Origin of the sequence: Streptomyces sp. NPDC008238 (assembly GCF_042956445.1) — a bacterium.
Taxonomy (GTDB): domain Bacteria; phylum Actinomycetota; class Actinomycetes; order Streptomycetales; family Streptomycetaceae; genus Actinacidiphila.
On record NZ_JBIBGK010000001.1, the window covers coordinates 140,424 to 167,162 of the forward strand.

Consider the following 26,739-nt stretch of genomic DNA (forward strand, 5'->3'; position numbering starts at 1 on the left):
GGGACGGGTCACCAGTCGGTGAGGCCGCCCTCGACCGCGCGCTTGACCGCCGGCATGTCGGTGACGACGCCGTCCAGGCCGAGGGCCCGTGCCAGCGCGAGGTCGGCCGGGGTGTTCACCGTCCACGCGATCACCGAGATCCCCGCGCGCCGGCACTCCTGCACCAGCGCCAGGCTGATCCGCCGCAGGCTCAGGCTGACGAGCCGCGCCCCGACCGCCTGGGCCCGGGTGACGATCTCCGAGCCCATCGGGCCCTGGGCGACCAGCACGGTGCGCACGTCGGGCACCAGTTCGCGGATCTCGGCGAGTGCCTCGTCGTGGAAGGACAGCACGTCGACGCGCTCGACCAGGTCGCGCTCGCGCATCACGCCGGCCAGGACGCGGGCCGCCGCGACGTCCTTGATCTCGGCCTGGATCGGCTTGGTGACCGCGTCGAGCACTTCCTCGAAGACCGGGACCCGCTCGCCGTGGCCCGCGTCGAGCTCGCGCAGCTCGTCCAGGGTGAGGTCGCCGATCAGCCCCGCGCCGTCCGTGGTGCGGTCGACCTTCACGTCGTGCATGACGATCAACGCGCCGTCCTTGCTGAGGTGCAGGTCGAGCTCGATCTGGTCCATGTCCTCACGCTCGGCGCGGACGAAGGAGCGGAGGGTGTTCTCGGGCTCGACGCCCATGACACCGCGGTGGCCGACGGTGAGAAAGCTCAAGGGGAACCGCTTCCGTGCTGGGTGCTGCGGGTGATCGACGGACTACCGGGCAGCCTAGCGGTCCCTTGCGGCGCAAGGCCGAACGCGGGATGAACGGCGCGGCCGCCCACAGGAAGAACCACGGTCCGGGGCCGTGTCGGCGGAAGAATCTCCTCCGCCTCCACTTGAACGGGAGAAGCTGCCGTATATACGGTGAGCGGACAAGAGGTTCTTCAGCGAAGGAGGGGTCATGACGGAAATTCTGTCGCCGGTAGCGGCATCGATGGACAGCGCAGCCACCAGCGAGACCGGTGTGTCCGGCGGCGGCATTGTCCGGCACCCGGCCTGGGCGGTCCTGAAGCAGGCGGTGGAGGAGATCCGCCCCTGGCAGAGCAAGGACGGCTCGATCGACTTCTCCGCGGAGGGCGCGCCCGAGCCGGCCGCCGCCGAGAGCGCCCTGCACCGTGTGATCAGCGCCGTCGAGGACCTCTCCCCGCTCGTGCCGCACGACAAGGCCTACCACGAGGCCCTGGTCGTGGACCTGCGCCGCTGGGCCGTGGGCGGGTTCGCGGTGCCCGACTTCCTCGACTCGCTGCTGGCCTTCCACCCGGCGGCCGACCGCCAGGACGGCCTGGAGCACCTCGTGGTGTTCCCGATGTACACGCAGAACGGCAACCCGGACCGCAACCTCGAGGCCGTCGCGCTGCGCGTCGTGTGGCCGCAGTGGCTGTCGGAGCTGGAGCGCACCCGCTACGACAACCCCCTCTTCGTGCCGATCACCTTCGAGGACTTCACCCCCGGGTACGACACGAACTCCGCCGTGCTCTTCCCCGAGACCGTCGCCGTCCGCGAGGCGCCCGAGCGCTTCACCTGGGGCGGCATCTTCTGCGACCGCGAGGCCGCCCGCTTCCGCGCGGTGAGCCGTGCCGCCGTGGACACCCTCGGCCTCGAGCTCCCCGAGGACGCCGCCGAACTCCTCGGCGACCAGGACCTCAGCCAGCAGACCTTCGTGCTGTGGGACATGATCCACGACCGCACCCACAGCCACGGCGACCTGCCGTTCGACCCCTTCATGATCAAGCAGCGGCAGCCGTTCTGGATGTACGGCCTGGAGGAGCTGCGCTGCGACCTCACGACCTTCAAGGAGGCCGTGAAGCTGGAGGCCGAGGGCCACGGCATGGGCCGCTACGTCCAGTACGCGATCCTCTTCGACCGCCTCTTCCGCTTCCCGGTCACCGGCGACCGCGTCCGCAACTACGACGGCCTCGGCGGCCAGCTGCTCTTCGCCTACCTGCACAAGCACGACGCCGTACGCTGGACGGACAACAAGCTCCACATCGACTGGCAGCGCGCCCCGCAGGTGACCACCCAGCTCTGCGGCGAGATCGAGAAGCTGTACCGGGACGGCATCGACCGCCCCAAGCTCGTGCACTGGTTCGCCGCCTACGGTCTCGTCGCGGACTACCTCTCGCCGCACCCCGGTTCGGTCTGGGCCAAGGGGCCCGAGGCCCTCGACCTCGACCAGCCGCCGCGCAAGCTCGTGGACGACGTGCTGCCGGACGAATTCCCGCTCAGCATGTTCTACGAGGCGCTGGCCAAGAAGCTGCGTGATGTGATCGCCTCGACCAAGGGCATCACAGCCCACGGCACCGGCCAGGTGGCCGCGTGACCGATTCAGTCGAGGAGGCGGCGCAGATGACGGAAGCCAACGAGGTGGCCAGGGGACCCCTGGCCGGAGCCGTGATCGCGGTGGCGGGGGCCGGCGGCCCCGCCGGACGCGCGACGTTGCAGCGGCTCGCCCGCGCCGGCGCCTGGGTCATCGCCGCCGACGCCAACCCCGAGCGGCTCGCCGAGGCCGTGGACCTGGCCCGCTTCGACGCCGGCGGCGCCGGGATCACCGGCGACATCGTCGACCTGCTCGACCTGGACGCCACCCGCGAGTGGGCGGGCCGCATCGAGAAGGAGCACGGGCGGATCGACGGCATGGTCCACCTGGTCGGCGGCTGGCGCGGTTCGGCCTCCTTCCAGGAGACCGACCTCGCGGACTGGGACTTCCTGGAGAAGCTGCTGATCCGTACCGTCCAGCACACCTCGCTGGCCTTCCACGACGGCCTGCTCTCCAGCCCCGTCGGCCGCTACGTGCTGATCAGTGCCGCCGGGGCCACGCAGCCCACCGCCGGCAACGCGGCGTACGCCGCGGCCAAGGCGGCCGCCGAGGCGTGGACGCTGGCGATGGGCGACTCCTTCCGCAAGCTCGCGGGGGAGCAGGGCCCGAGCACCGCCGCCACCGTGCTGGTGATCAAGGCGCTGGTGCACGAGCAGATGCGCAAGGAGCGCCCGAACGCCAAGTTCGCGGGCTTCACCGATGTGACCGACCTGGCCGACGCCATCGCGGACGTGTGGAGCCGGCCCGCCGAGGAAGTGAACGGAACCCGCCAGTGGCTGACACCCCGCCCGTGAGCGCAGCATCCCCGACCGACGCGGTCCGGCACCACGACCCCGAGGTCCGGGGCTTCGCCAGCGACAACTACGCGGGGATCCACCCCGAGGTGCTGGCGGCGATCGCCCTCGCCAACGGCGGCCACCAGGTCGCCTACGGCGGGGACGAGTACACCGCCCACCTCCAGGACGTCTTCCGCGGCCACTTCGGCCCGCGGGCCGAGGCGTTCCCGGTCTTCAACGGCACCGGCGCCAACGTCGTGGCCCTGCAGGCGCTCACCGAGCGCTGGGGCGCGGTCGTCTGCGCCGCCTCCGCCCACATCCACGTGGACGAGGGCGGCGCCCCGGAGCGGATGGGCGGGCTGAAGCTGCTCACCGTGCCCACCGCGGACGGCAAGCTCACCCCCGAGCTGATCGACCGGGAGGCCTGGGGCTTCGACGACGAGCACCGCGCGCAGCCGCAGGTCGTCTCGATCACGCAGTCCACCGAACTGGGCACCTGCTACACGCCGGAGGAGATCCGCGCGATCTGCGACCACGCCCACGAGCGGGGTCTGGCCGTGCACCTCGACGGCTCGCGGATCGCCAACGCCGCGGCCACCCTCGGGGTGCCGCTGCGCGCGTTCACCACCGACGCGGGTGTGGACGTCCTGTCCTTCGGCGGCACGAAGAACGGGCTCCTGCTGGGCGAGTGCGTCGTGGTGCTGAACCCGGAGCGGGTGCGGGCGATGAAGCACCTGCGGAAGCTGTCCATGCAGCTCGCCTCCAAGATGCGCTTCGTCTCGGTGCAGTTCGAGGCGCTGCTCTCCGGTGACCTGTGGCTGCACAGCGCCGGTCACGCCAACGCGATGGCCCGGCGGCTGGAGTCGGCCGTCCGCGCGGTCGAGGGCGTCACCGTCGTCCGTCCCGTCCAGGCCAACGCGGTCTTCGCGGTGCTTCCGCGGGAGGTCAGCGAACGGCTGCAGAAGCGCTACCGCTTCTACTTCTGGGACGAGTCGACCGGCGAGGTCCGCTGGATGTGCTCGTTCGACACGACCGAGGAGGACGTGGATTCCTTCGCGGCGGCGCTGGCGGAGGAAATGGCCGCCCATTCCGCGTGAATCCGCGGCCGGCGCCGGAAAGGGGCACGGCCGCGGCGTCCCGCAGGACCGCACAAAGCCCGAGGGGCGTACGGGATGTCCCGTACGCCCCTCGGCGCGTCGCCCCGCGGCCCCCGTGGGGCCGCCGGATCACGCGTTGACGCAGACGTTGCCGAGCGCGGGGTTGAGCAGCCCGATGGCGTTGATGGTGTTGCCGCACAGGTTGATCGGGACGCTGACCGGGATCTGGATGACGTTGCCGCTGGCGACACCGGGGGAGCCGACGGCGGCGGCCTGCGCCGAGGCACCGCCGTGGTCGTAGCCGCGACCGTGGTCGGTCGCGCCGGCGGCGCCCGCGGCGCCCAGCACGGTGGCGCCGGCGACAGCGGTCAGGGCCGCGGCCTTAGCGATGCGCATCATTCGTTCTCCTTATGGAAGATCGCTCTGTGGACCCTGCTCAACGAACCGTTCCGGCCCCGGGTGTGGGAATCCACCCGTTCGGTCCTTGCGTCAACCGCGTAAACGTCACCGACTCGTACGGGGAGGTGATTCCGGTCTCGTAGAGCAGGCCGACGGTGCCGTCGGCGAGCTCGACGAGGTCGGAGTAGGCCGCGGGAGAGTCGCTGACGGGGGGCCCGGACGTCCACGACGCGCCTTGGTCGCCGCTGACCCGGAGGGTCATCAGGCGGCGTTTGGCGGGGTCGGCCGGGCCCGAGTACAGCAGGGCCCCGGTGCGGGTGAGCAGCACGCTGCCCTGCACCTCGGGGCCCTCCAGGGCGCCCTGCGGCCGGAAGATGCCGCTGATGCTGAGACCGCCGTCCGGACTGTAGGCGTCGGCGCGGGTGGGGGCGGAGAACCCGTGGTCGTCACGGCTGTTGACGTAGACCCTGCCGTCGGCGAGTTCGGCCATGGTGCTCTCGTTGAGGTTGAGCCAGTCGCCGGGGAGCGCCTGGACGAAGCCGATGTGCCAGGTCAGGCCGCTGTCGTCGCTGTAGAGCGCGTGGGCGCCGTGCACGGTCCGGCCGGCCAGGACGGACGTGTGGTTGGCGGGCACCAGCAGGCGGCCGGCGTGCGGGCCGCTCGTCAGCGCGATGGCGTGCCCCGGACCGGTCGCGTACCAGCGCCAGTTGCCCGGTTTGACCGCGGCGGTGATGTCGCGGGGCGGGGACCAGCTCAGGCCGCCCGAGTCGCTGTGCAGTTCGTAGACGAGCCGTTCCGGGCCGGTGTCGCGGCAGATCAGCAGCACGACGCGCCCGGTGCGGGGATCCACCACGGGGGCGGGGTTGCCGAAGGTCTGGGTGCCGGCGTCGGCGATCACCTGGAGGGGTTCCCAGGTGCAGCCGCCGTCGTAGGAGCGCCGCAGCACGACGTCGATGTCGCCGTCGTCCGCCGCCGAGTTGCGGCGTCCCTCGGCGAAGGCGAGGAGGGCGGCGCCCCCGATGCGCACGACCGCCGGGATCCGGAAGGTGTGGTAGCCCTCGGTCCCGGAGCGGAAGGGCACGGACGTCGTGCAGGCCACCGGGAGCGGCGTGGTCGCCGCGCCCGCGGACGCCTGCCATCCGGCGGCGCCGGTGAACAGCAGGGCGAGGCCGGCCAGTGTGCGTACGCCCCTGGCGGCGGCGAATGTCATGGGGCGGTTCCTCCGGGACGGCGTGCGGTCGGCCAGCGGCGCCACATTCTCATCGGTTCGCCCGAGTCGCCGTATGACACTCCGTTCGATGCTTTTCCGGTAGTTCAATATGAGGAATTAGGCCGAAACGGCGAGGATATGCTTGACGGTTCTCCGGCTCCCGCCTTTCTCTGTGTCAGAGGTATCGACCAATGAATGTGCCCGGATCCTTTCGGGGGTGCTGGTCGAAAGGCGCGCGTGGAGCGATAGTTGTGCACCTGTCGTCCATGCTCATGACAGGGGGACACCGCCATGACCCGACCGACCCCGCGTCGTACGGTGCTGGCCGCCGCCATTGCGGCGGCCGCCGCGGCGACGACCGCCCCGCGGGCCCTCGCCGCGTCCGACGCCGACGCGTGCGACCTCGCCGACGAGGTGGTGGGCACGCCGGGCGCCCACGACGGCGACCCGGCCGCCGTGGACTACCGCGCCTGGACGCGGTGGGCCGACTGGCACCGCGGCCGGACCTACGGCACCGGGGTCGTGCCCGGTCCGCGCCCGGGCGTGGCGATCCTGCGTCCGACCGGCACCATGGAGTACACCGACCCGCACACCCACTCCACCGCCACGTGGGAGACGGCCACCTGGACCTCCCCCGAGCACACCCCGCGGCACCCGGCGACCGAGATCGTCGCCTCCTGGAACGCCCGCACGCCGCCCGGCACCTGGATCCAGGTCGAGCTGCGCGCCACCTACACCGACGGCAGTCTCTCCCCGTGGTACGTGATGGGCCGCTGGGCCTCCGGCGACGCGGACATCAGGCGCACCTCCGTCGACGACCAGAGCGACGGCAGGAGCAGTGTCTGGACCGACACCCTCTCCGTCGACGACGCCGCCTCGGGCCTGCGCCTCGCCGCCTACCGGCTGCGGCTCACGCTGCTGCGGACCCCCGGCTCGCGCGTCACCCCCACCGTCTGGCGGCTCGGCGCCATGGCCTCCGACGTCCCGGACCGCTTCACGGTGCCGGCGTCGGTGCCGGGCGTGGGACGCGGGGTCGAACTGCCCGTCCCGCGCTACTCGCAGGCGATCCACAAGGGCCAGTACCCGCAGTACGACAACGGTGGCGAGGCCTGGTGCAGCCCGACGGGCTCCCAGATGGTCATCGAGTACTGGGGCCGCGAGCCGACCGCCGCCGACCTGGCCTGGGTCGACCCCTCGTACGCCGACCCGCAGGTCGACCACGCCGCCCGGTACACCTACGACAGCCAGTACGAGGGCTGCGGCAACTGGCCGTTCAACGCGGCCTACGCGGCCACCTACCGCGACATGGTGGGCGTCGTCACCCGGCTGCGCGGCCTGGGCGACGTCGAACTGCTGATCAGGGCGGGCATCCCGGTGATAACGTCCCAGTCCTTCCTCGCCACCGAGCTGGACGGCGCGGGCTACGGGACCTCCGGGCACCTGATGTGCGTCATCGGCTTCACCGCCGACGGCGACGTCATCGCCAACGATCCCGCGAGCCCCGACGACGCCTCGGTGCGCCGGGTCTACAAACGGGCGCAGTTCGAGACGATCTGGCTCAGGACGAAGCGCTACACCGCCGACGGGCAGCTGCGCACCGGCACGGGCGGCGTCTGCTACCTGTACTGGCCGCTGCGGCCCTCCGGCCGGCAGACCCGGGCACTGCAGCGGATCGGGGTCCTGTAGGGCGGCAGGTGTTCAGCGGGGCGTCGCAGGCGCGAATGGGCGCAGCGAGAAGTCCGGCACGGGCGGCAGGCTCGGGACGTAGGCCGGGAAGGAGGGGCGGTACGGGGGGAAGGCCGTCCGCCAGTCCGGCGTCGGGTAGCCGGGCGCGCCGGGTACCGGATCGCATCCGCGGACGTCGTTGACAACATGGCAGAGCGTTGGGACTGGCAAGGGTGTCGGCACGGTGCGGTCGTTGTCCCCGGCGGTCCCCACGATGATGCCGACGAGCGCGCCGGCGCCCATGGTCACCAGCCCGACACGGGTCTGCCGCTTCCGCTGCTTCTCTGCCTCGGGGTCGGCCACGATCGTGAACCGCCGGCCCTGGAACGACGGCTCCTTCTTCGGGTCGCCCGCCGGCTCCTCCAGCCACGGATTCGCCGGGTCGGGCGGCCCCGAGCGGTCGGGGTCCACGTCCAGGAGCGTGAGGTGGAGCCGCAGGCGGTCGAGGACGGGCGGCTCGGAGAGCGCCTCCGCGACGAGCGCCCGCAGTCCGTCGTCGGCCAGGCCGTCGCACACGAAGCGGGTGCCGCCGCCCCAGAGCGGGACCCAGGAGGCCCGCCCCTCCCTGAGCAGGGTGTGGCCCACCAGTGCGTACAGCGCCTCCGCGAGGTCCTCATGGGTGCCGTCGAACTCCCGGACCAGCGGCGCCGGTCCCTCGTCGGCGAGCAGCCGCAGGACGGTGTCCAGCCCCGGCAGCCGCTCCCCGGTCGCGCGCGACGCGGCACGCAGCAGGTCCCAGGCGCGCGTGCCGGCGGCGCGGTTGGCGGAGAGCTCGGTCCAGCGTTCCCAGGGCAGGGTCGTCAGGCTGTGGGCCAGCGGACCGCGCAGCTCGGTCAGCACCCGGCCCAGGCTCCCGGGCAGCAACCGGAGCGTCCCCGTGCCGTCGTCCTCCCCGGGCGGGACGTCGAGTTCCTCCAGGCGGCGCAGCCGCAGGCCGAGCGGGGGGTGGGAGTCGCGCCGGTGCGGACGGGTGCGGTCGTCGTCCACCGGTTCGCGACGGACGCCCAGCTCGCCGAGGAGCGAACGGAACGCCAGATACGGGTTGTCCGGGTGCAGCCCCGCCAGGGCGGACGGATCGAGCCACTCCCGCCGGAACCTCCGCCAGGCTGTCGCGGTGCCGTGCGTCGCGCGCAGCGCCGACACCGTCACCTCCCGTCCGGCCAGGTTCGCCGCCGTGCGGTCTGCCTCCAGTTCCTGCCGGCGTCGTACGGCGAAGGTGAGCCGGCGGAAGGCCAGCGCGTACAGCCGGACGGAGCCGCGCACCACGAGATGGGGGAGCGAGAACCACTTCCTGCCGGTGTTCCACTGACCGAGCGTCGTGGCCAGTGCCACGTCGCACCGGTACGCGACGGCGCCGAAACGCGTGTGGCGGTGGGAGAAGTGGCCGAACTCGTGCGCCAGCACGGCCCGCAGCTCCGCGTGGGTGAGGCTCGCCAGCAGGGGCAGGCCCAGATGGAGCCGCCGTTGCCCGGACAGCAGGCCCAGCGCGGCCCCGTCCTCCGCCACCGAGGCGTTGGCGTCCCCGGTGAGCAGCAGCACGTCCGGCGGGCGCGCCCCGACCCGCCAGGCGATGCCGGTGGCCAACTCCCACAGCGCGGGCGCCTCTTCGCGGGACACCGGCACCGCGTCGGCGCGCGGGGGCGCTGACCGGGTGATCGCGCCCAGCCCCTGGACCATGGTCAGCAGCAGGGGGACGGCCGCCGCCGCGAAGAGGACACCGCGCATGGCGAGGTCCGTCTGGCCGTCACGGGCCGCGAGCAGGAAGAGGGCGAGCATCGCGAGGACGCCGATCCCGAGCCCGCCGATCAGCACGACCAGCCCCACCAGCAGCACGATCGCCAGCAGCGCCCGTAACGACGCCCACACCGTGCTCATCGCCCACCCCCTCGCGTGCCCGCGTCCCCCGTGTCCCGCGTCCCTCGATGATGCCCGCTCGCGGACGCCGTGGACCACTTGTCCACAGGCTCCTCAGCCGGCCGGAACGCGGGCGTAGCGGCCGACCACGCGCAGGTCGCCGCCGATGCGTGCGGCGGCCTCCAGCAGCGGGGGCAGCAGTTCGGAGCGCGACTGCTCCACGGAGCGGCGGCTGGCGTGCATGGAGACGTTGATCGCCGCGACCACCCGGCCGCCGCGGTCGCGGACGGGCACGGCGATGGACCGCAGGCCCTCCTCGAGCTCCTCGCTGACCAGGGCGTGCCCCTCGGTGGCGACCCGGTCCAGGACCCGGGCCAGGTGCGGCGCGTCGGTGACGGTGTACGGGGTCAGCCGCGTGAAGTCGGTGCGCCCGAGGTGCGCCGCGCGTTCCCGCTCGGGCAGCCCCGCCAGCAGGACGCGGCCCATCGCGGTCGCGTAGGCGGGGAAGCGGGTGCCGAGCGTGATGTTGACGCTCATGATGCGGACGGTGGGGACGCGGGCCACGTACTGGATGTCCTCGCCGGAGAGCACCGCCATCGACGCGGAGTCGTGCACGGCCTCGACCAGTCCGACCAGGTGGGGCTGGGCGATCTCGGGCAGCGTCAGCCGCGACAGATGGGCGCAGCCCAACTCCAGCACATGCGGGGTGAGCCGGAAGAGGCGGCCCTCGGAGGCGACGTAGCCCAGGTGCTCCAGGGTGATCAGGGAGCGCCGCGCGGTGGCGCGGGCCAGCCCGGTGGCCTCGGCGACGGCGGTGAGGGGCAGTTCGCCCTGCCCCTCGCCGAAGGCGGTGAGCACGGCGAGGCCGCGGGCCAGGGACTCCACGAACTCCGGTCCGAGTTCCTGCTTGGAGGCCCGCGTCCAGGTGGCGGGGGACGCGCCGGCGGGCGCGGGGGCCGGGCCGTCCGCGGGCCGCGCGAGGGCCTCCTCCATGGCGGTGACGGTCTCCCGCAGCCGGGGCAGCACGGCCTCGCGCAGCGACCCGGCGCTGTGCCTGCTGGTGTGGCTGACCACGCTCACCGCGCACACCGGCCGACCGTCGCCGTCCCGTACGGGGACGGCGACGGCGATCAGGCCCGGCTCGATCAGCTGGTCGTCGGCCGACCAGCCGTGGGCACCCGCGGCGGCGACCCGCTCCCGGAAGGAGGCGGCGGCGTCCCCGTGCCCCCGCGGGAGCGCGGGGAAGCCGGCGTCCAGCGGGTCCTCCTCGCGGCGGCGGCGCCAGCGCTCCCAGTCGGCGTCGTCCCAGCCGCCGGCGAAGAGCGCCCCGGGGGCGCCGCGTTCGGCGGGCAACTGGTCGCCGATGCGGAACGTCAGGGACATCGCGCGGCGCCGGGTCGCCTGGTGGACGAAGCGGACCCCGTCGCCGTCCGGCACCGCGATGGACACGGACTCGTCCAGGCCGTCGGCGAGGGCGTCGGCGAGCGGTCCGAGCAGGTCGGGGAAGCGGCTGGCGGCGAGGTAGGCGTTGCCGAGTTCCATCAGCCGGGGGGCGAGGACGGCGTCGCGGCCCTCGACGCGCAGGTAGCCGGTGCGGACGAGGGTGCTGACCACCCGGTCCACCGTGGAGCGCGCCAGGCCGGTGGCGCGCACGAGGTCGCCGACCGAGCGGCGGCCACCGGCCGTGGCCAGCTCGCGCAGCACCGCGAGTCCCCGCACGAGGGGGCCGACGGCCTCCTGCGGCGGGGGAGCGGTCGCGGTGGTCAGCGGTGTCATCAGCACTCCAGCGTGGCGAAAGGTCGTCGAAACCGTACCGCCCCGGAACGTTGACAGAGCGGGCGACCGAGGATCAGACTCGGGCACGAGTAATTGTGAACTTAAGTTCACTGGACGAACAAGAAGGTGGGCGCAGGATGGACAAGGTGGTCGCCTCGGCCGCTGAGGCCGTAGCGGACGTCCAGGACGGCGCGTCGCTGGCGGTGGGCGGCTTCGGCCTGAGCGGCGTGCCGAACGCGCTGATCCAGGCCGTGTACGAAGCCGGGGTCGGCGGCCTCGCCGTCGTCTCCAACAACTGCGGCGCCCTGGACTCGGGCCTCGCCGTCCTGCTGGCCGCGCGCCGCATCGCCCGCGTCACCGGCAGCTACATCGGGGCCAACAAGGAGTTCGCCCGCCAGTACCTGGCCGGCGAGCTGGAGCTCGAACTGATCCCGCAGGGCACCCTGGCCGAGCGTCTGCGTGCGGGCGGCTGCGGCATCCCCGCCTTCTACACCCCGGCCGGCGTCGGCACCCAGGTCGCCGAGGGCGGCCTGCCCTGGCGCTACGACGGGGACGGCCGAGTGGCGCTCGCCTCGCCGCCGAAGGAGGTGCGCGCCTTCGACGGCACCGAGTACGTCCTGGAGCGCGGCATCACCACCGACTTCGCCCTCGTGCGCGCCGCCAAGGGCGACCGCCACGGCAACCTGGTCTTCAACAAGTCCGCCCGCAACTTCAACCCGCTCGCCGCGATGGCCGGCCGGGTCACCGTCGCCGAGGTCGAGGAACTCGTCGAGCCCGGCGAGCTCGACCCCGATCAGGTGCACCTGCCCGGCATTTTCGTCCAGCGCGTGGTCGCGCTCACGCCCGAGCAGGCCGCCGACAAGAAGATCGAATTCCGTACCGTCACCGCCAGGGAGGTGCGGGCCTGATGGCCTGGACACGCGACGAGATGGCCGCCCGCGCCGCCCGCGAACTGCGCGACGGCGAGTACGTCAACCTCGGCATCGGCCTGCCGACGCTGATCCCCAACCACCTCCCCGAGGGAGTCGAGGTCGTCCTCGAGTCCGAGAACGGCATCCTCGGCACCGGCCCCTTCCCGTACGAGGAGGAGGCCGACCCCGACCTGATCAACGCCGGCAAGGAGACCGTCACCGTGCTGCCCGGCGCGGCCTTCTTCGACTCCGCGCTCTCCTTCGGGATGATCCGCGGCGGCCACATCGACACCGCGGTGCTCGGCGCCATGCAGGTCTCCGCCCGCGGCGACCTCGCCAACTGGGCCATCCCCGGCAAGCTCGTCACCGGCATCGGCGGCGCCATGGACCTGGTGCACGGCGCCCGGCGGGTCATCGTCACCATGACCCACACCGCCAAGGACGGCAGTCCCAAGATCCTCCGGGAGTGCGCCCTGCCGCTCACCGGGAAGGCCTGTGTGGACCGGATCATCACCGACCTGGGCGTCCTGGACGTCACCGACGGGGGACTCGTCCTCGTGGAGACCGCCCCCGGCGTCACCGCGGAGGAGATCCTGGAGAAGACCGCGGCCCCGGTGCACGTCGCCGTCGCCGCAGAAGGGAGCGCCCGATGAGCGGGCAGCTGCGTGAGGTGTACATCGTCGACGCCGTCCGTACCCCGGTCGGCAAGTACGGCGGCGCCCTGTCGGGGGTGCGCCCCGACGACCTGGCGGCGCACGTCGTGGCCTCGCTGATGGCCCGCACGCCCGGACTCGACCCGGCCAGGATCGACGACGTCTTCTTCGGCGACGCCAACGGCGCCGGCGAGGACAACCGCAACGTCGCCCGGATGGCGGCACTGCTGGCCGGGCTGCCCGTCACCGTGCCCGGCACCACGGTCAACCGGCTCTGCGGCTCCGGCATGGAGGCCGTGATCCAGGCCGCCCGCGCCGTGGCCGTCGGCGACGTCTCCGTCGCCGTCGCGGGCGGCGTGGAGTCCATGAGCCGCGCTCCCTGGGTGCTGCCCAAGCCCGGACGCGCCTTCCCCGCGGGCTCCCAGGAGCTGTACTCCACCACCCTCGGCTGGCGCATGGTCAACCCGGCGATGGACCCGCGGTGGACCATCCCGCTGGGCGAGAGCGCCGAGCTGATCGCCGACCGGTACGGCATCACCAGGGAGCAGCAGGACGCCTACGCGGTGGCCAGCCACGAGAAGGCGGCCCGCGCCTGGAAGGACGGCCTGTACGAGGCCGAGGTCGTCCCGGTCGACGGCGTGGACCTGCCCCGTGACGAGACGATCCGCGACAACACCTCCATGGAGGCGCTCGCCCGGCTCAAGCCCGCCTTCCGCAAGGACGGCGGCACCGTCACGGCGGGCAACTCCTCGCCCCTCAACGACGGGGCGGCGGCGCTGCTCATCGTGGACGAGGAAGGGCTGAAGGCCACCGGCCGCGAGCCGCTCGCCCGCATCCGCGCCTCCGCCGTCACCGGCATCGAGCCCGACTACTTCGGCCTCGCCCCCGTCGAGGCCGTACGCAAGGCGCTCGCCAAGGCCGGCAAGGGCTTCGGCGACCTGGACACCGTCGAGCTGAACGAGGCCTTCGCCGCGCAGGTGCTGGGCTGCCTCGCCGGATGGCCCGAGCTCGACCCCTCCGTCGTCAACCCGCGCGGCGGCGCCATCGCCGTCGGCCACCCGCTGGGCGCCTCCGGTGCCCGGATCGCCGGCGCCGTCGCCCACCAGCTCGCGGCCGCGGGTTCGGGTACCGGCCTCGCCGCCCTGTGCATCGGCGTCGGGCAGGGCATCGCCCTCGTCCTCGAGAGGTAGGAGCCCGCATGAGCAGCCCCCTCACCCAGGGCGAGGTCTCCGCGGAGATCGCCGACGAGCGCGCGGCCTACGCCGAGCGCCTCGCCGGCGGCGGCGCCGCGCAGGACCACCCGGACCGGGGCTACGCCCCGTACCGCAGCAGTGTGCTGCGGCACCCCAAGCGGCCGCTGGTGGCGGCGGGGGCGGGGGCGGGGGCCGGCGGCCCCGAGGCGGTCGAACTCTCCGGGCCGGTCTTCGGCGTCACCGACGTCACCGCCCTCGACCACGACCTGACGCGGCAGCACCGGGCCGAGCCGCTGGGCGAGCGCATCGAGGTGACCGGGCGCGTCCTGGACCGCGCGGGCCGCCCGGTGCGCGGGCAGCTCGTCGAGATCTGGCAGGCCAACGCCTCCGGCCGCTATGCCCACCAGCGCGACGACCACCCTGCCCCGCTGGACCCCAACTTCACGGGCGTCGGCCGCACCCTGACCGGGGACGACGGCTCCTACGAGTTCGTCACCGTCAAACCCGGCGCCTACCCCTGGCGCAACCACCTCAACGCCTGGCGCCCGGCCCACATCCACTTCTCACTGTTCGGACCGGCGTTCACCCAGCGCCTGGTCACCCAGATGTACTTCCCCGGGGACCCGCTCTTCCCGTACGACCCGATCCTGCAGTCCGTCACCGACGACGCGGCCCGCCGGCGGCTCGTCGCGACGTACGACCACGAGCTGTCCACCCCCGAGTGGTCGCTCGGCTACCGCTGGGACATCGTCCTGGACGGCCCGGCCGCCACCTGGATCGAGGAGGGCCGATGAGCGGCGAGCCGGCGGCCCCCACACCGTCGCAGACCGTCGGCCCCTTCTACGGCTACGCGCTGCCCTTCCCCAAGGGCGGCGACCTCGCCCCCACCGGGCACCCGGACACGATCACCGTCCACGGCTGGGTCTACGACGGCGCCGGCCTGCCCGTGCCCGACGCGCTCATCGAGGTCTGGCAGCCCGCACCCGACGGCTCCCGCCACGGCGCCCCCGGCTCGCTGCGCCGCGACCCGGTCACCGGCGCGGTCCTCGGGCGCGACGGACTGACGTTCACGGGCTTCGGGCGGGTCGCCACCGACGCGGACGGGCACTGGCTGATCCGTACGCTGCCGCCCGGCGGCGTGCCCTATCTGTCGCTGATCGTCTTCGCCCGCGGTCTGCTCCACCACCTGCACACCCGGGTCTACCTCGGCGACGCCGAGGGCGACCCGCTGCTCGGTTCCCTGGAGCCGGAACGGCGCGCCACCCTGGTCGCCACTCCGGAGGGCGGGCGCGTCCACCGCTTCGACGTCCGGCTCCAGTACGACGGAGTGCATGAGGAGACGGTCTTCCTTGCCTTCGACTGACCCCGTCGCGGACGTCGGCCTGCTCTCCCCGGTCCGGGCCGGATCGGCCGTCGAGGAGGCGACCGGGGACGCCGCCTATGTGCGGGCCATGCTCGACGCCGAGGCCGCGCTGACCCGGGCGCAGGCCGCGCTGGGGCTCGCGCCGGCCTCCGCGGCGGCCGCGGTGACCGCCGCCGCGGCCGAGTCCGGCCGGTTCGACGCGCGCGACCTGGCGCTGCGCGCCCGGTCGGGCGGCAATCCGGTGATCCCGCTGGTGGCCGACCTGACGGCGGCCGTGGGGGAGCGGGACGCGACGGCCGCCGCCTATGTGCACCGCGGCGCCACCAGCCAGGACGTCCTGGACACCGCGGCCATGCTCGTCGCGTACCGTGCGCTGCGCCCCGTCCTGGACGACCTCGCCACCGCGGCGGAAGCGTTCGGGAGGCTCGCCGCGGAGCACCGCGACACCCCGATGGCGGGACGCACCCTGACGCAGCACGCCGTCCCCACCACCTTCGGACTCAAGGCGGCCGGCTGGCGCGCCCTGGTCCTCGACGCGCACGACCGGCTGACGGTCGTCCGCGGCGCCCTGCCCGCACAACTGGGCGGCGCCGCGGGCACGCTCGCCGCGTTCGGCGCCTTCGCTGAGGCGGACGGCGCAGCCCCTGGCGCCGGCGACGCACCGGACGTGAGCGACGCCGCCGGTCCGGGACTGCTCGCCGCCTACGCCGCCGAGACGGGGCTCGCGGAGCCCGCCCTGCCCTGGCACACCCTGCGGACCCCCGTCGCCGACCTCGCCGGGGCCCTCGCCTTCACGGCGGGCGCGCTGGGCAAGGCCGCCGCCGATGTGCTGGTGCTGTCGCGGACCGAGACCGGCGAGGTCACCGAGGGTTCCGGCGGCGGCTCCTCGGCCATGCCCCACAAGGCCAACCCCGTCCGCGCCGCGCTCATCGCCGCCGCGGCCCGCCAGGTGCCCGCGCTCGCCGCCGTGCTGTACGGCTCGCTGGCCGCCGAGGACGAGCGTCCGGCGGGCGCCTGGCACGCCGAGTGGCAGCCGCTGCGCGAGGCCCTGCGCCTCGTCGGCGGCGCCGCCCGGGACGCCGCGGGACTCGCCGCGGGCCTGCGCGTCGACCCGCACCGCATGCGCGAGAACCTCGACGCGACCGGGGGGCTGGTGGTCACCGAACGCCTGGCCGCCGCCCTGACCGCCGTCATGGGCCGCGGCGAGGCCAAGTCCGCCCTCGCGCACGCCTCCAGGCGCGTCGCCGAGGACGGGATCACGCTCGAGGACGCCCTCGCGGAGGACCCGGCCCTCGGCGGCCTGCTTCCCGGGGAGCGCCTCCGGGAACTCACCGACCCCACCCACTACACCGGTCGCGCCGGCGCGCTCGTCGACCGCGCCCTGCGCCGCACCGGTCCCCCGGGGACGTCCGCATGACCGCCCACGCCCCCTTCCGCGAGCGGGGCCGATCGGGGTACCCCATGTCGGGGGGCCCTCGGACCCGGGCGGGCGCCGCCCCGGCCGCCGGGCCCGGAGAGGACGCCGTGACGACGCCGCACGCATCCGGCACCATCCGCGAGGAGCCCGCATGAGCACGCCGCACGAGGCCGTGGAACCGCGACTGCCGCACCACCGGGTGGACGGCGCCCCCGGCCTGCCCCCGCTGATCCTCGGCCCGAGCCTGGGCACCTCGCTCGCCGTGTGGGACCCGCAGGTTCCGGCCCTCGCCCGCGGCCACCGCGTCATCCGCTGGGACCTGCCCGGCCACGGCGGCTCCCCCGCCTCGCTGCTCCCCGAGGGCGGCACGGTCGCGGACCTGGGCCGCTCGGTGCTGGCGCTCGCCGACGCGCTCGGCGCGGGGCGCTTCGCCTACGCGGGCATCTCCCTCGGCGGCGCCGTGGGGACCTGGCTCGCGATCCACCACCCCGAACGGGTCGCCGCGCTCGCGATCGTGTGCTCCTCCGCCGACTTCGGCGACCCGGACGGCTGGCGGGAACGCGCCGCCCTGGTCAGGGACAAGGGCACGGGACCCGTCGCCGACGCCGCGGCCGGCCGCTGGTTCACCCCCGCCTTCGCCGGCGCCTCCGCCGCCGGCGCTCTCCTGGACGACCTGCGCGCCGCCGACCCGGAGGCGTACGCCACCCTCTGTGAGGCCCTCGCGGCCTTCGACGTACGCGCCGAACTGCCGCGGATCACCGCGCCCACCCTCGTCGTCGCCGGCCGCGGCGACCCGGCGACCCCGGTCGCGGACGCCCGCGTCCTCGCGGACGGCATTCCGGACGCGAGCCTCACCGAGGTCGCGCACGCCGCCCACCTGGCCGGCGTCGAGCGCCCCGCCCCCGTCCTGGCGGCGCTCCTGCAGCACTTCGCCACCGAGCCGGCCGCCGACGACGGCGCCCGCCACACCGAGGGCACGGCCGTCCGCCGCGCCGTGCTCGGGGACGCGCACGTCGACCGGGCGATCGCCCGCACCACCGCCTTCACCGCCCCCTTCCAGGACTTCATCACCCGCTACGCGTGGGGCGAGATCTGGACGAGGCCGGGGCTGAGCCGCAGCACCCGCAGCTGCATCACCCTGACCGCGCTGGTGGCCCGCGGCCACCTCGACGAACTGGCGATGCACGTGCGCGCCGCCCGCAACAACGGCCTGACCCGGGAGGAGATCCAGGAGGTCCTGCTCCAGTCCGCCGTCTACTGCGGCGTCCCCGCGGCCAACGCCGCGTTCGCCGTCGCGAACCGCGTCCTCGAGGAAGAAGAGGAGTAGGAGAACACATGCAGCACCACACCACCGTCGGCATCATCGGCGGCGGCCCCGCCGGCCTCCTGCTGGCCCGCCTGCTCCACGCCTCCGGCATCGACTGCGTCGTCCTGGAGAGCCGTGAACGCGACTACGTCGAGCAGCGCCAGCGCGCCGGGATCCTGGAGCAGGGCACGGTCGACGTGCTGCGCTCCTCCGGCGCGGGCGAGCGGCTGGACCGCGAGGGCCTGGTCCACGACGGCATCGAGCTGCGCTGGAACCGCCGTTCCCACCGGCTGGACTTCCCCACGCTCACCGGGGGCCGGCGCGTGTGGGTCTACGCCCAGACCGAGGTCGTCAAGGACCTGATCGCCCTCCAGCTGAAGGACGGGGCGCCGCTGCTGTTCGGCGCCCACGCGCACTCCGTCGAGGGCGCCGACACCGACCGCCCGGTGGTCCACTACCGCCACGGGGGCCGGGAGAAGACCCTCACCTGCGACTACGTCATCGGCTGCGACGGCTTCCACGGCGTGACGCGGGCGGCGGTCCCGGAGCACGCCCGGCAGACGTACGAGCGGGTGTACCCCTTCTCGTGGCTGGGCATCCTGGCCGACGTCCCGCCGTCCTGCGAGGAGTTGATCTACGCGCACTCGCCCCGCGGGTTCGCGCTGCACAGCATGCGCTCCGCCGAGGTCAGCCGGCTCTACCTGCAGGTGCCGAACGGCACCGATCCCGCGGACTGGTCCGACGCGCGGATCTGGGACGAACTGGACGCCCGCTTCGCCGTCGACGGGGACTGGAAGCTGGAACGCGGCCCGATCACCTCGAAGGCCGTGCTGCCGATGCGGAGCTTCGTGACCGAGCCGATGCGCTGGGGCCGGGTCCTGCTCGCCGGGGACGCCGCGCACATCGTGCCGCCGACCGGCGCCAAGGGGCTCAACCTGGCGGCCGCCGACGTCATCGTGCTGGCCCGAGCGCTCGCCCACCTGAAGGAGACCGGCTCCACCGCCCTGCTCGACGCCTACTCGGACACCTGCCTGCGCAGGGTGTGGCGCGCCGAGCACTTCTCCTGGTTCATGACCACGACCCTGCACACCGACCCGGGGCAGAGCGACTTCGACACCCGGCTGCAGATCTCGCAGCTCGACCGGATCGCCGCATCCCCGCACGCGGCGGCCGAACTCGCGGAGAACTACGCCGGCCTGGAGATCGGCTAGGCCGCGGCGAGCTCGTGCCGGACGAGCCGGGCGAGCTCGGAGGGCCGGGACAGGAAGGGGGAGTGCGAACTCGCAAGGCGCAGTGTCCGGTCGGCGCGCCGGGCGAAGACCTCCTGGACGAGGGGCGGGAGGGCGTGGTCCGCCTCGCAGACGATGTAGGTGCTGGGAATCGTCCGCCAGGCGACCGCGGTCAGCTCCTGGGTGTTGGCGACGTAGGACTGGTAACCCATGGCCGCTGCCGCCTCCTCGGCGAGGCCCCGGTCCACGTCCGTGTAGAACACGTCGACCGGGTCCGCGACGGTGAGGAAGTCGCCGGCTCCTTCCTGCCGGTGGAACTCCCACCACGAGGCGGGTTCGCCGCCCACGCTCGACAGCAGGGAGTCGCCCGCGTCGAGCTGGAACCCGGCGAGGTAGACGATGCTCTTGACCCCGGCCGCCCCGGCGAGCGCCTGGGTGGTGGGGATGCCGCCGTAGGAGTGCGCGACGACGACCACAGGCCCGTCGACCGCCTCGACCGCGGCCCTGACGGCGGCCGCGTCGGAGTACATGTCGCCCAGTGCACCGGGGTCGTCGCCGCACGAGGTGAGGGCCACGGTGCGGACGTCGACGTCGGGCAACTCGCCGACGAGGAGTCGCAGGTGCTCGGGCTTGTGCCAGGCTCCCGGCACCAGCAGCAGCGACGGCAGGGTCATGCGAACCTCACTTCACCTGTCGCCTCGTCTGCGGTGGGTCGTTCGCCGGGCGCGTCTTGATCGCCTTCCCATCTAAAGGGTGTGCGGTCCGCGCGGCGACTGATCCTCGCGGCGTGTCCCATGCGCGGGGCCTGGCGTTGGACGCGTGCGCGAATCTTAGATTATGTTAGCCATCTAAATTCCGTGCGTGACCAGGAAAGAGGGATGACCATGTCCACACCGAATGCCGGGACGGTGCTCGTCACCGGAGCGACCGCGGGTCTGGGCGCCGCCTATGCCGAGGAGCTGGCGTCGAGGGGCCGCGACCTGGTGCTCGTCGCCCGCGACCAGGCGCGGCTGGAGTCGGCCGCGGCCGGCCTGGCGGAGCGCTACGGTGTGGAGGTCTCGGTGCTGAGTGCCGACCTGGCCACCCCGAAGGGCATGCGGAGCGTCGAGGACCTCCTGGCGGCCGACTCCTCCATCGACATGCTGGTGAACAACGCCGGCAGCGCCCTGTTCGGCCCCCTGTCCGCGGCGGACCCGGACCGGCTGGAGTCGCTGATCACGTTCAACCTGACCTCCGCCACCAGGCTCGCGGCCGGCGCGGCGAAGGCCTTCGCCGGCCGGGGCACCGGCACGATCGTCAACGTCTCGTCCGCCCTCGCCCTCAACATCCTGCCGGTGAGCGCGGTCTACAGCGGGACCAAGGCGTACATGATCGCGTTCACCGAGGCCCTGGCGCAGGAGTTCGCGGACTCCGGCGTCCGGGTGCAGCTCCTGGTGCCGGGAGCGCTGGAGACGGCGATCTGGGACGGCTCGGGCATCGAACTGGACCAGCTGCCCAAGGAAGCGGTCATGACGCCCCGCGACGCCGCGCGGGCCGGGCTCGCCGGTCTCGACGCGGGCGAGTCGGTCACGATCCCCTCGCTGGCGGAGCACGCCAGGTGGGAGGAGTACGAGAACGCCCGCCGGGAACTCATCCCCGGTCTGTCGCTCACGCACCCCGCCGGGCGCTACGCCGGCTGACACCGGCGGCGGGCATCCCCGTCTCCAGGGGCCGAAGGCAACCGCCTCCGGCCCTTCGGCGTCGCATGTGTGCCGCCCTGCGGGAGAGGCCGGACGTCAGCCGGCCGCCGGCCGGGTGCCGTCGGCGGTGTTCGCCGCCGCTGTGTGCGCGGCGTCAAGAATCCGTTCCGACAGAGGCGTGCCCGCGGTCGCGCGGGCGAGGAGGATGCCGCCGACGAGGGTGGCGTAGGCGGCCAGGCCGGCCTCGCCGGGCGCTATCCACGCCGCGACTTCCTCGACGCCTTCCGCGTAGGTCTTCCGGTGCTCGGCCCGGCGGGCGACGTCGCCGGCGAAACCGGCCCCGGGGCAGCCGTCGCCGGGGTCGTCCCGGTGCTCGACGGAGCAGTAGGTGTCGAGCAGCGACCTCAACGCCGCCTGGTGTTCGCCGTTCTCCTCTTCCAGCACCTCAAGGTTCCGCAGGTTGTCGGCGAAGGCCTTGGCGGTCGCCTCGTCGACGAGCGCGGCTTTGGAGTCGAACTGCTTGTAGAAGCCGCCTTGCGTGAGCCCGATGGCCTTCATGACGTCCGCGATGCCGACCGAGGCCACACCGTTCTCACGGAAGAGCCGCGCGGCCGCCGCCACCACCCGTTCCCGGTTGGCCTTTGCCTCCGCCTGCGATACGCGACTCATCCTGCGCCTTCCGTAGTGCCGCCCGCCGTCCGGCGCGTCACGGGTCGTGATGACGACCGGTGGACGGAAACCGGACACTTAAGATTATGCCTGACGTCTATCGGTCGCGCAGGGGTCGGACCCATTACGCCCTGCTTACGCAGCGCCCCGGCGCATCGCAACCGTGCCGCACGGGATTACCGTGAGGGGCATGGATGGCAAGGGCACGCCGGTCGGCCGGCGCGTGGTGCTCGGGATGCTCGGGCTGGGCGCCCTGGGGGTGGCGTTCGGCAGCCGCGCCCAGGACGGCCTGGACTCGGCGCTCTCCCAGGTGGCGGGGAAGGACCCGACGGGGCTCAGCGGGCTGCTCCCCGGGGGCGGCGGCTTCCGCATCTACAACGTGGCGGACTCCGTGCCCCACCGGGACGCCGGCGCCTACCGCCTCACCGTCTCCGGCCTCGTCGACCGGCAGGGCACCCACACCCTCGCCGACCTGCGGGCGATGCCGCAGACCCGGCTGGTGCGCGACGTGCAGTGCGTGACCGGGTGGCGCGTGCCCGGCACGCCCTTCGAGGGGGTGCGGCTGTCCCACCTCCTCGACCTCGCGGGGGTGCGGGACGGTGCCGGGGCCGTCCGCTTCACCTGCTTCGACGGGGTGTACAGCGAGAGCCTCACCCTCGAACAGGCCCGCAGGGACGACGTCCTGGTCGCGCTGAGGATGCAGGACAGGCCCGTCACCACGGCCCATGGCGGCCCCGTGCGGCTCTACGTGGCGCCGATGTACTTCTACAAGTCCGCCAAGTGGCTCTCGGGCATCGAGGTCACCCGGGACGTGCGCCCCGGCTACTGGGAGCGCTACGGCTACGACGTCGACGCCTGGGTCGGCCGATCGAACGGACGCAGCGATGACCCGACGTCCTGAGCGGGTGCGCCGGTTCACGCCCGGCGAGCGCCGGGTGCACCGGGCGACGGCCGCGCTGATGCTCGTCTGCCTCGTCACGGCCGCGGCCCTCTACCTGCCGCCGCTCGCCGAACTGGTCGGCCGCAGGCGGCTGGTGGTCACCGTCCACGAGTGGTCCGGCATCGCCCTGCCGCTGCCCGCCCTCCTGGGTCTCGCCTCGCGTGCCTTCCGGCGCGACCTGCGGCTGCTCAACCGGTTCGCCTCGTACGACGGGGGCTGGTTGCGCGACGTACTGCGCCGCGTGCCCCGCGACCGGCGTACGGCGGGCAAGTTCAACGCGGGGCAGAAGCTGTACGCGTCCTTCGCCGCGGGCGCGGTGCTCGTCATGCTCGGCACCGGGCTGCTGATGATGTTCCCGCACCTGAGCGGCGTCGTGTGGCGTACCGGCGCGACCTTCGTCCACGACTGGCTGGCCCTGGCGGTGGCGACCGTGGTGGCGGGCCACCTGTGGATGGCGGCGGGCGACCCCGAGGCGCGGCTGGGGATGCGCACCGGGTTCGTCACCCCGGAGTGGGCCCGCCGCCATCATCCGCGCTGGGAGCACACGGAGCCGGTGGAGCCGGGACCGCCTGACGCCCCGTAGGGGAAGCGTGCAGGCCGTGGGGCCCGCGGGGAACTGAAACAGACCACGGTTTCGGCCTCTTGACGTGCCGTCGACGATCGCTGTCGGCGGCACGTCGTCATGTTCATGCAAGTTTTGCCATCCGGCGTCTACTCGCATAGACCGCCGCGGCTCCATCCTGGCTTCGCACACCAGTACCACCAGTTCGATTCCGCATCCGGTTGCACCCCCATGCCCGCGCGTCACAACGCGCCCGTCAGTGACTGGAGTCCCCATGCGCCGAATCACGACCGGCTTCGCCGCCACCGCGGTCGCCGCCGTCGCCACCGTCGTCCTCGCCGTCCCCGCCCAGGCCGCCCCCGCCGACAAGGCCCAGGTGCTGGCCAGTTGGACCCAGACCAGCGCCTCCAGCTACAACACCTGGTGGTCCGCCCGCGGCAACCAGGGCGCCTGGGCCGCCTACGGCTTCGACTGGTCCACCGACTACTGCAGCAGCTCCCCGGACAACCCGTTCGGCTTCCCGTTCCAGAACTCCTGCGCCCGGCACGACTTCGGCTACCGCAACTACAAGGCGATGGGCACCTTCTCCGCCAACAAGAGCCGCCTCGACAGCGCCTTCTACGAGGACCTCAAGCGCATCTGCGCGAACTACGGCGGCGCCACCGCGACCGCCTGCAACAGCACCGCGTGGACCTACTACCAGGCGGTCAAGGCCTTCGGCTGACCCGCGGAGCACGGCGGCCCGGCACCGGGAGTTCCGGTGCCGGGCCGCTACCGTGGGACAGGGTCAGGCGACCGTGCCGGACTTGGCGATCTCGATGCGGGCGCTGGTGGCGCCGGTGCGCGAGCCGAGCGACTCGACCTTCTTGACGACGTCCATGCCCTCGACGACCTCGCCGAAGACCACGTGCTTGCCGTCGAGCCAGTCGGTGACGATCGTGGTGATGAAGAACTGCGAGCCGTTGGTGTTCGGGCCCGCGTTGGCCATGGAGAGCTGGCCGGGCTTGGTGTGCTTGAGCTGGAAGTTCTCGTCGGCGAACTTCTCGCCGTAGATGCTCTTGCCGCCGGTGCCGTTGCCGGCGGTGAAGTCGCCTCCCTGGAGCATGAAGTCGGGGATCACGCGGTGGAAGTGCGAGCCCTCGAAGCCGAAACCGTGCTCGCCGGTCGCGAGCTCACGGAAGTTCCGCGCGGTCTTGGGGACCACGTCGTCGAACAGGGTGAACACGATCCGTCCGGCGGGCTCGCCGTCGATCGTGATGTCGAAGAACACGTCGTTGCTGTTCATGCCCCCATTTTCGCATCCTGGGACCCGGGCCTCCGACACGCCCCGCGGAAACGCGCTTGACGGGCGACCCGGCCGGACAGCACGATCCGGAGCATGCCCGAACCCGTGATCTTGGAAGGCAGGCACGTCCGCCTGGAACCGCTGAGCGGCACCCACACGGACGGGCTGCTGCGCGCCGCCGGCGAATCCCGCGACACCTACGCCTTCACCAAGGTGCCGGACGACCGTGAGGCGATGGCGCGCTACATCGAGGAGGCCCTCCAGGAGCAGGCGACCGGGGCCTCGCTCCCCTTCGCCGTACGGGACGTCCGGCGCGACGCGTTGATCGGCTCCACCCGCTTCCTCGACCTCGACTACTGGACGGCCACCCCCGCCTGGCCCGCCGGCCGCTCCGTGCCCCGTACCGGCGCGGTGCCCACGGTCGCCGAGATCGGCAGCACCTGGCTCGCCGCGTCCGCCCAGCGCACCCCCTGCAACACCGAGGCGAAGCTGCTGCTGCTCACCCACGCCTTCGACGTGTGGGGTGTGCTCCGCGTCACCTTGAAGACGGACGCGCGCAACGCACGCTCCCGGGCCGCCATCGAGCGCATCGGCGGCCGCTTCGAGGGCATCCGCCGGGCCCACACCCTCGCCGTGGACGGCACCGTCCGCGACAGCGCGTACTACTCGATCCTCGCCGGGGAGTGGCCCGGCGTGCGCGCCGCACTGGAGGCCCGGCTCGGGTGACCCGGCACCGACGCACAGGGGCCGGCTCCCGCCGGAGCCGGCCCCTGCGCGCGGAGAGCCGCCGTCACGGGATGCGGACGCCCGCCTCGGCCGAGAGGCGGTCGATCTCGGCCAGCTCGTCGGCGCCGAGCGGGCCCGCGTCGAGCGCGGCGAGGTTCTGGTCGAGCTGGGCGACGCTGCTCGCGCCGATCAGCACGGAGACGACCCGCGGGTCGCGCAGCACCCAGGTCAGCGCGAGCTGGGCCAGCGTCTGGCCGCGCTCCCCGGCGAGCTTGTTGAGGGCGTGCAGGAGGCCGAGCTTCCGCTCGGTCAGGGCGTCGCGCTTGAGGAAGTGGCCGAGCGCCATCCGGGAGTCCGCCGGCACACCGTCCAGGTAGCGGTCGGTGAGCTGGCCCTGGGCGAGCGGCGAGTACGCGATGAGGGCGGTGCCGGTGTCGCCGACGGCGTCGAGGACACCGTCCTCCGGGTCGCGCTGGAGGATGCTGTAGGCCGCCTGGTGGATCAGCAGCGGGGTGCCCAGCCCGCGCAGGATCTCGGTGGCGCGGCGGTGCGCCTCCGCGGGGTAGTTGGAGATGCCGGCGTAGAGGGCCTTGCCCTGGCGGACCGCGGAGTCCAGGGCGCCCATGGTCTCCTCCAGGGGCGTGTCCGGGTCGAAGCGGTGCGAGTAGAAGACGTCCACGTGGTCCAGGCCCATGCGGCCCAGGGACTGGTCGAGCGAGGACAGCAGGTACTTGCGGCTGCCCCATTCGCCGTAGGGGCCCGGCCACATGTCGTACCCGGCCTTGGTGGCGATGAAGAGCTCGTCGCGGTAAGGCCGGAAGTCCTGGGCGAAGAGCGTGCCGAAGTTGGCCTCGGCCGAGCCGGCGGGCGGGCCGTAGTTGTTGGCGAGGTCGATGTGGACCACGCCGCGGTCGACGGCGCGGCGCAGCACCGCGCGCTGGTTCTCCAGCGGCGAGGTGTCGCCGAAGTTGTGCCACAGGCCCAGGGACACGACGGGCAGCAGGACCCCGCTGCGCCCGGTCCTGCGGTATTCCATCGAGGCGTAGCGGTCGTCGGCGGCGAGGTAGGGCACGCGAGGGCTCCCTGGCGATGTAAGAAAATGTGCGGGATTGGGAGGCTACCGTCGGCGAATCGGCGCTGTCACGTCCGTTCTTCGGACGCGGCCCGCCGTCCGCCCGCCGTTCTCGCCCCGCCGCGGGGGCGGTTGTGGCGCACACCACACCAACGGCGGCGTGTGAACCGCGCATCCGGGAATCGCCGGCCGCCCCCGGCGGTTGGACCGGGGGTGCCCGTTCGGGCGGGCAGTCAGGGCGGTGCGGCCGGGGGCGGGTTGAACCACAACAGGTCCCGCCTTATCCGGCATTGAGGTGTCTAACCGGACATATGCGCCCACAGTGCATGCGTAGGCAATCGGTACGTGATGGTTGTCACGTGCCGGTCACGCAACGGAAACCGCGGGCGACGCATCGTCCACATTTCCCGCTGAATTTCACCGGGTGATATCGGCCGATTACCGTCGGCCAAATTTTCGCCTACGCAGAGCGGACACTTCTCACGTAAAGTCACAGATGCGAATGATCGACTTGCGGTCCGCCGGGGGGCGTGATTCCGCTCCTTGCT

26 protein-coding genes are annotated in these 26,739 nt (G+C 73.1%); 17 read left to right on the plus strand and 9 right to left on the minus strand.

All coding sequences use genetic code 11. The features are described from left to right. Window positions 1-8: 8 nt before the first annotated feature. The gene (locus tag ACFZAU_RS00645; protein ID WP_500465118.1) at window positions 9-704 is read right to left on the minus strand and encodes a glycerophosphodiester phosphodiesterase; all 696 of its coding nucleotides are present in this window, start codon (window positions 702-704) and stop codon (window positions 9-11) included. A 229-nt stretch (window positions 705-933) separates the two neighbouring features. Here ACFZAU_RS00645 and ACFZAU_RS00650 point away from each other — a divergent pair, with 229 nt between their 5' ends. Genes ACFZAU_RS00650 through ACFZAU_RS00660 form a run of 3 tightly spaced genes read left to right on the plus strand, consistent with a single transcriptional unit; the run spans window position 934 to window position 4,222 of the window. After that, complete coding sequence (locus ACFZAU_RS00650; protein ID WP_500550426.1) at window positions 934-2,352, plus strand: DUF6421 family protein; 1,419 nt, start codon at window positions 934-936, stop codon at window positions 2,350-2,352. A 26-nt stretch (window positions 2,353-2,378) separates the two neighbouring features. Then, a complete protein-coding gene (locus ACFZAU_RS00655; protein ID WP_500551096.1) occupies window positions 2,379-3,143 on the plus strand; it encodes an SDR family oxidoreductase in 765 nt (254 codons plus the stop codon). Next, on the plus strand, window positions 3,140-4,222 hold the full coding sequence (locus ACFZAU_RS00660) for a threonine aldolase family protein (protein WP_500550427.1): 1,083 nt from the start codon (window positions 3,140-3,142) through the stop codon (window positions 4,220-4,222). The genes ACFZAU_RS00655 and ACFZAU_RS00660 overlap by 4 nt, the downstream gene beginning before the upstream one ends. A 129-nt stretch (window positions 4,223-4,351) precedes the next feature. Here ACFZAU_RS00660 and ACFZAU_RS00665 read toward each other — a convergent pair whose 3' ends face one another. Next, the gene (locus ACFZAU_RS00665; RefSeq protein ID WP_499603076.1) at window positions 4,352-4,621 is read right to left on the minus strand and encodes a chaplin; all 270 of its coding nucleotides are present in this window, start codon (window positions 4,619-4,621) and stop codon (window positions 4,352-4,354) included. A gap of 37 nt (window positions 4,622-4,658) precedes the next feature. After that, a complete protein-coding gene (locus ACFZAU_RS00670; protein ID WP_500550428.1) occupies window positions 4,659-5,831 on the minus strand; it encodes a sialidase family protein in 1,173 nt (390 codons plus the stop codon). A 291-nt stretch (window positions 5,832-6,122) separates the two neighbouring features. Between ACFZAU_RS00670 and ACFZAU_RS00675 the strand changes: the two genes are divergently transcribed. Beyond that, complete coding sequence (locus ACFZAU_RS00675) at window positions 6,123-7,517, plus strand: C39 family peptidase (protein WP_500550429.1); 1,395 nt, start codon at window positions 6,123-6,125, stop codon at window positions 7,515-7,517. Window positions 7,518-7,529: 12 nt separating this feature from the next. Here ACFZAU_RS00675 and ACFZAU_RS00680 read toward each other — a convergent pair whose 3' ends face one another. Continuing rightward, the gene (locus ACFZAU_RS00680) at window positions 7,530-9,431 is read right to left on the minus strand and encodes a M48 family metallopeptidase (protein WP_500550430.1); all 1,902 of its coding nucleotides are present in this window, start codon (window positions 9,429-9,431) and stop codon (window positions 7,530-7,532) included. A 93-nt stretch (window positions 9,432-9,524) separates the two neighbouring features. Next, entirely contained in the window at window positions 9,525-11,186 is a 1,662-nt protein-coding gene (locus tag ACFZAU_RS00685) for an IclR family transcriptional regulator domain-containing protein (protein ID WP_500550431.1), read from the minus strand. A 137-nt stretch (window positions 11,187-11,323) separates the two neighbouring features. Here ACFZAU_RS00685 and ACFZAU_RS00690 point away from each other — a divergent pair, with 137 nt between their 5' ends. The 8 genes from ACFZAU_RS00690 (at window position 11,324) to ACFZAU_RS00725 (ending at window position 19,240) form a co-directional block, all read left to right on the plus strand. Beyond that, a complete protein-coding gene (locus tag ACFZAU_RS00690) occupies window positions 11,324-12,094 on the plus strand; it encodes a CoA transferase subunit A (RefSeq protein WP_499603071.1) in 771 nt (256 codons plus the stop codon). Further along, a complete protein-coding gene (locus ACFZAU_RS00695) occupies window positions 12,094-12,750 on the plus strand; it encodes a CoA transferase subunit B (protein ID WP_499603070.1) in 657 nt (218 codons plus the stop codon). The genes ACFZAU_RS00690 and ACFZAU_RS00695 overlap by 1 nt, the downstream gene beginning before the upstream one ends. Continuing rightward, window positions 12,747-13,940, plus strand: a complete 1,194-nt coding sequence (locus tag ACFZAU_RS00700; protein ID WP_500550432.1) for a thiolase family protein — start codon at window positions 12,747-12,749, stop codon at window positions 13,938-13,940. Before ACFZAU_RS00695 ends, ACFZAU_RS00700 begins: the two co-directional genes overlap by 4 nt. A gap of 8 nt (window positions 13,941-13,948) precedes the next feature. Further along, a complete protein-coding gene (pcaH, locus tag ACFZAU_RS00705) occupies window positions 13,949-14,737 on the plus strand; it encodes a protocatechuate 3,4-dioxygenase subunit beta (RefSeq protein ID WP_500550433.1) in 789 nt (262 codons plus the stop codon). Next, window positions 14,734-15,306, plus strand: a complete 573-nt coding sequence (pcaG, locus tag ACFZAU_RS00710) for a protocatechuate 3,4-dioxygenase subunit alpha (protein ID WP_500550434.1) — start codon at window positions 14,734-14,736, stop codon at window positions 15,304-15,306. Before pcaH ends, pcaG begins: the two co-directional genes overlap by 4 nt. Further along, window positions 15,275-16,723, plus strand: coding sequence for a 3-carboxy-cis,cis-muconate cycloisomerase (gene pcaB, locus ACFZAU_RS00715; protein WP_500550435.1), 1,449 nt, complete (start codon window positions 15,275-15,277; stop codon window positions 16,721-16,723). The genes pcaG and pcaB overlap by 32 nt, the downstream gene beginning before the upstream one ends. 151 nt (window positions 16,724-16,874) lie before the next feature. Further along, entirely contained in the window at window positions 16,875-18,050 is a 1,176-nt protein-coding gene (gene pcaDC, locus ACFZAU_RS00720) for a bifunctional 3-oxoadipate enol-lactonase/4-carboxymuconolactone decarboxylase PcaDC (RefSeq protein ID WP_500550436.1), read from the plus strand. An 8-nt stretch (window positions 18,051-18,058) separates the two neighbouring features. Continuing rightward, window positions 18,059-19,240, plus strand: a complete 1,182-nt coding sequence (locus ACFZAU_RS00725; RefSeq protein WP_499603064.1) for a 4-hydroxybenzoate 3-monooxygenase — start codon at window positions 18,059-18,061, stop codon at window positions 19,238-19,240. On the opposite strand, the gene ACFZAU_RS00730 is transcribed toward ACFZAU_RS00725, so the two are convergent. Further along, window positions 19,237-19,932: an alpha/beta hydrolase gene (locus tag ACFZAU_RS00730; protein WP_500550437.1), complete on the minus strand. Its 696-nt coding sequence runs from the start codon at window positions 19,930-19,932 to the stop codon at window positions 19,237-19,239. The genes ACFZAU_RS00725 and ACFZAU_RS00730 overlap by 4 nt on opposite strands. A gap of 210 nt (window positions 19,933-20,142) precedes the next feature. On the opposite strand from ACFZAU_RS00730, the gene ACFZAU_RS00735 reads away from it, so the two are divergent. Continuing rightward, window positions 20,143-20,937, plus strand: coding sequence for an SDR family NAD(P)-dependent oxidoreductase (locus ACFZAU_RS00735; protein ID WP_500550438.1), 795 nt, complete (start codon window positions 20,143-20,145; stop codon window positions 20,935-20,937). Between the two features lie 96 nt (window positions 20,938-21,033). On the opposite strand, the gene ACFZAU_RS00740 is transcribed toward ACFZAU_RS00735, so the two are convergent. Beyond that, the gene (locus ACFZAU_RS00740) at window positions 21,034-21,606 is read right to left on the minus strand and encodes a TetR/AcrR family transcriptional regulator (RefSeq protein ID WP_500550439.1); all 573 of its coding nucleotides are present in this window, start codon (window positions 21,604-21,606) and stop codon (window positions 21,034-21,036) included. A gap of 190 nt (window positions 21,607-21,796) precedes the next feature. On the opposite strand from ACFZAU_RS00740, the gene ACFZAU_RS00745 reads away from it, so the two are divergent. From ACFZAU_RS00745 to ACFZAU_RS00755, 3 genes are all read left to right on the plus strand, one after another. Continuing rightward, window positions 21,797-22,507 (plus strand): molybdopterin-dependent oxidoreductase, encoded by a 711-nt coding sequence (locus tag ACFZAU_RS00745; RefSeq protein ID WP_500550440.1) that lies wholly within the window; start codon window positions 21,797-21,799, stop codon window positions 22,505-22,507. Next, on the plus strand, window positions 22,491-23,129 hold the full coding sequence (locus tag ACFZAU_RS00750; RefSeq protein WP_500550441.1) for a cytochrome b/b6 domain-containing protein: 639 nt from the start codon (window positions 22,491-22,493) through the stop codon (window positions 23,127-23,129). The genes ACFZAU_RS00745 and ACFZAU_RS00750 overlap by 17 nt, the downstream gene beginning before the upstream one ends. A gap of 253 nt (window positions 23,130-23,382) precedes the next feature. Next, window positions 23,383-23,832: a phospholipase gene (locus tag ACFZAU_RS00755; protein ID WP_499603058.1), complete on the plus strand. Its 450-nt coding sequence runs from the start codon at window positions 23,383-23,385 to the stop codon at window positions 23,830-23,832. Between the two features lie 63 nt (window positions 23,833-23,895). On the opposite strand, the gene ACFZAU_RS00760 is transcribed toward ACFZAU_RS00755, so the two are convergent. After that, a complete protein-coding gene (locus tag ACFZAU_RS00760; protein ID WP_018562386.1) occupies window positions 23,896-24,393 on the minus strand; it encodes a peptidylprolyl isomerase in 498 nt (165 codons plus the stop codon). A 93-nt stretch (window positions 24,394-24,486) separates the two neighbouring features. On the opposite strand from ACFZAU_RS00760, the gene ACFZAU_RS00765 reads away from it, so the two are divergent. Next, a complete protein-coding gene (locus ACFZAU_RS00765) occupies window positions 24,487-25,119 on the plus strand; it encodes a GNAT family N-acetyltransferase (RefSeq protein ID WP_500465139.1) in 633 nt (210 codons plus the stop codon). Between the two features lie 64 nt (window positions 25,120-25,183). Here ACFZAU_RS00765 and ACFZAU_RS00770 read toward each other — a convergent pair whose 3' ends face one another. Next, on the minus strand, window positions 25,184-26,191 hold the full coding sequence (locus tag ACFZAU_RS00770) for an aldo/keto reductase (protein WP_499603056.1): 1,008 nt from the start codon (window positions 26,189-26,191) through the stop codon (window positions 25,184-25,186). Window positions 26,192-26,739 lie beyond the last annotated feature (548 nt).

Excerpts from the sequence above, each read along its gene's own strand:
- ACFZAU_RS00725 (WP_499603064.1), top strand. The coding sequence starts at position 18,059 with ATGCAGCACCACACCACCGTCGGCATCATCGGCGGCGGCCCCGCCGGC.
- ACFZAU_RS00740 (WP_500550439.1), bottom strand. The coding sequence starts at position 21,606 with ATGAGTCGCGTATCGCAGGCGGAGGCAAAGGCCAACCGGGAACGGGTG.
- pcaB (WP_500550435.1), top strand. The coding sequence starts at position 15,275 with ATGAGGAGACGGTCTTCCTTGCCTTCGACTGACCCCGTCGCGGACGTC.
- ACFZAU_RS00765 (WP_500465139.1), top strand. The coding sequence starts at position 24,487 with ATGCCCGAACCCGTGATCTTGGAAGGCAGGCACGTCCGCCTGGAACCG.
- ACFZAU_RS00665 (WP_499603076.1), bottom strand. The coding sequence starts at position 4,621 with ATGATGCGCATCGCTAAGGCCGCGGCCCTGACCGCTGTCGCCGGCGCC.
- ACFZAU_RS00700 (WP_500550432.1), top strand. The coding sequence starts at position 12,747 with ATGAGCGGGCAGCTGCGTGAGGTGTACATCGTCGACGCCGTCCGTACC.
- ACFZAU_RS00650 (WP_500550426.1), top strand. The coding sequence starts at position 934 with ATGACGGAAATTCTGTCGCCGGTAGCGGCATCGATGGACAGCGCAGCC.
- pcaDC (WP_500550436.1), top strand. The coding sequence starts at position 16,875 with ATGAGCACGCCGCACGAGGCCGTGGAACCGCGACTGCCGCACCACCGG.
- ACFZAU_RS00755 (WP_499603058.1), top strand. The coding sequence starts at position 23,383 with ATGCGCCGAATCACGACCGGCTTCGCCGCCACCGCGGTCGCCGCCGTC.
- ACFZAU_RS00745 (WP_500550440.1), top strand. The coding sequence starts at position 21,797 with ATGGATGGCAAGGGCACGCCGGTCGGCCGGCGCGTGGTGCTCGGGATG.
- ACFZAU_RS00655 (WP_500551096.1), top strand. The coding sequence starts at position 2,379 with ATGACGGAAGCCAACGAGGTGGCCAGGGGACCCCTGGCCGGAGCCGTG.
- ACFZAU_RS00695 (WP_499603070.1), top strand. The coding sequence starts at position 12,094 with ATGGCCTGGACACGCGACGAGATGGCCGCCCGCGCCGCCCGCGAACTG.
- ACFZAU_RS00730 (WP_500550437.1), bottom strand. The coding sequence starts at position 19,932 with ATGACCCTGCCGTCGCTGCTGCTGGTGCCGGGAGCCTGGCACAAGCCC.
- pcaH (WP_500550433.1), top strand. The coding sequence starts at position 13,949 with ATGAGCAGCCCCCTCACCCAGGGCGAGGTCTCCGCGGAGATCGCCGAC.
- ACFZAU_RS00750 (WP_500550441.1), top strand. The coding sequence starts at position 22,491 with ATGACCCGACGTCCTGAGCGGGTGCGCCGGTTCACGCCCGGCGAGCGC.
- ACFZAU_RS00735 (WP_500550438.1), top strand. The coding sequence starts at position 20,143 with ATGTCCACACCGAATGCCGGGACGGTGCTCGTCACCGGAGCGACCGCG.
- ACFZAU_RS00760 (WP_018562386.1), bottom strand. The coding sequence starts at position 24,393 with ATGAACAGCAACGACGTGTTCTTCGACATCACGATCGACGGCGAGCCC.
- ACFZAU_RS00675 (WP_500550429.1), top strand. The coding sequence starts at position 6,123 with ATGACCCGACCGACCCCGCGTCGTACGGTGCTGGCCGCCGCCATTGCG.
- ACFZAU_RS00690 (WP_499603071.1), top strand. The coding sequence starts at position 11,324 with ATGGACAAGGTGGTCGCCTCGGCCGCTGAGGCCGTAGCGGACGTCCAG.
- pcaG (WP_500550434.1), top strand. The coding sequence starts at position 14,734 with ATGAGCGGCGAGCCGGCGGCCCCCACACCGTCGCAGACCGTCGGCCCC.
- ACFZAU_RS00685 (WP_500550431.1), bottom strand. The coding sequence starts at position 11,186 with ATGACACCGCTGACCACCGCGACCGCTCCCCCGCCGCAGGAGGCCGTC.
- ACFZAU_RS00680 (WP_500550430.1), bottom strand. The coding sequence starts at position 9,431 with ATGAGCACGGTGTGGGCGTCGTTACGGGCGCTGCTGGCGATCGTGCTG.
- ACFZAU_RS00670 (WP_500550428.1), bottom strand. The coding sequence starts at position 5,831 with ATGACATTCGCCGCCGCCAGGGGCGTACGCACACTGGCCGGCCTCGCC.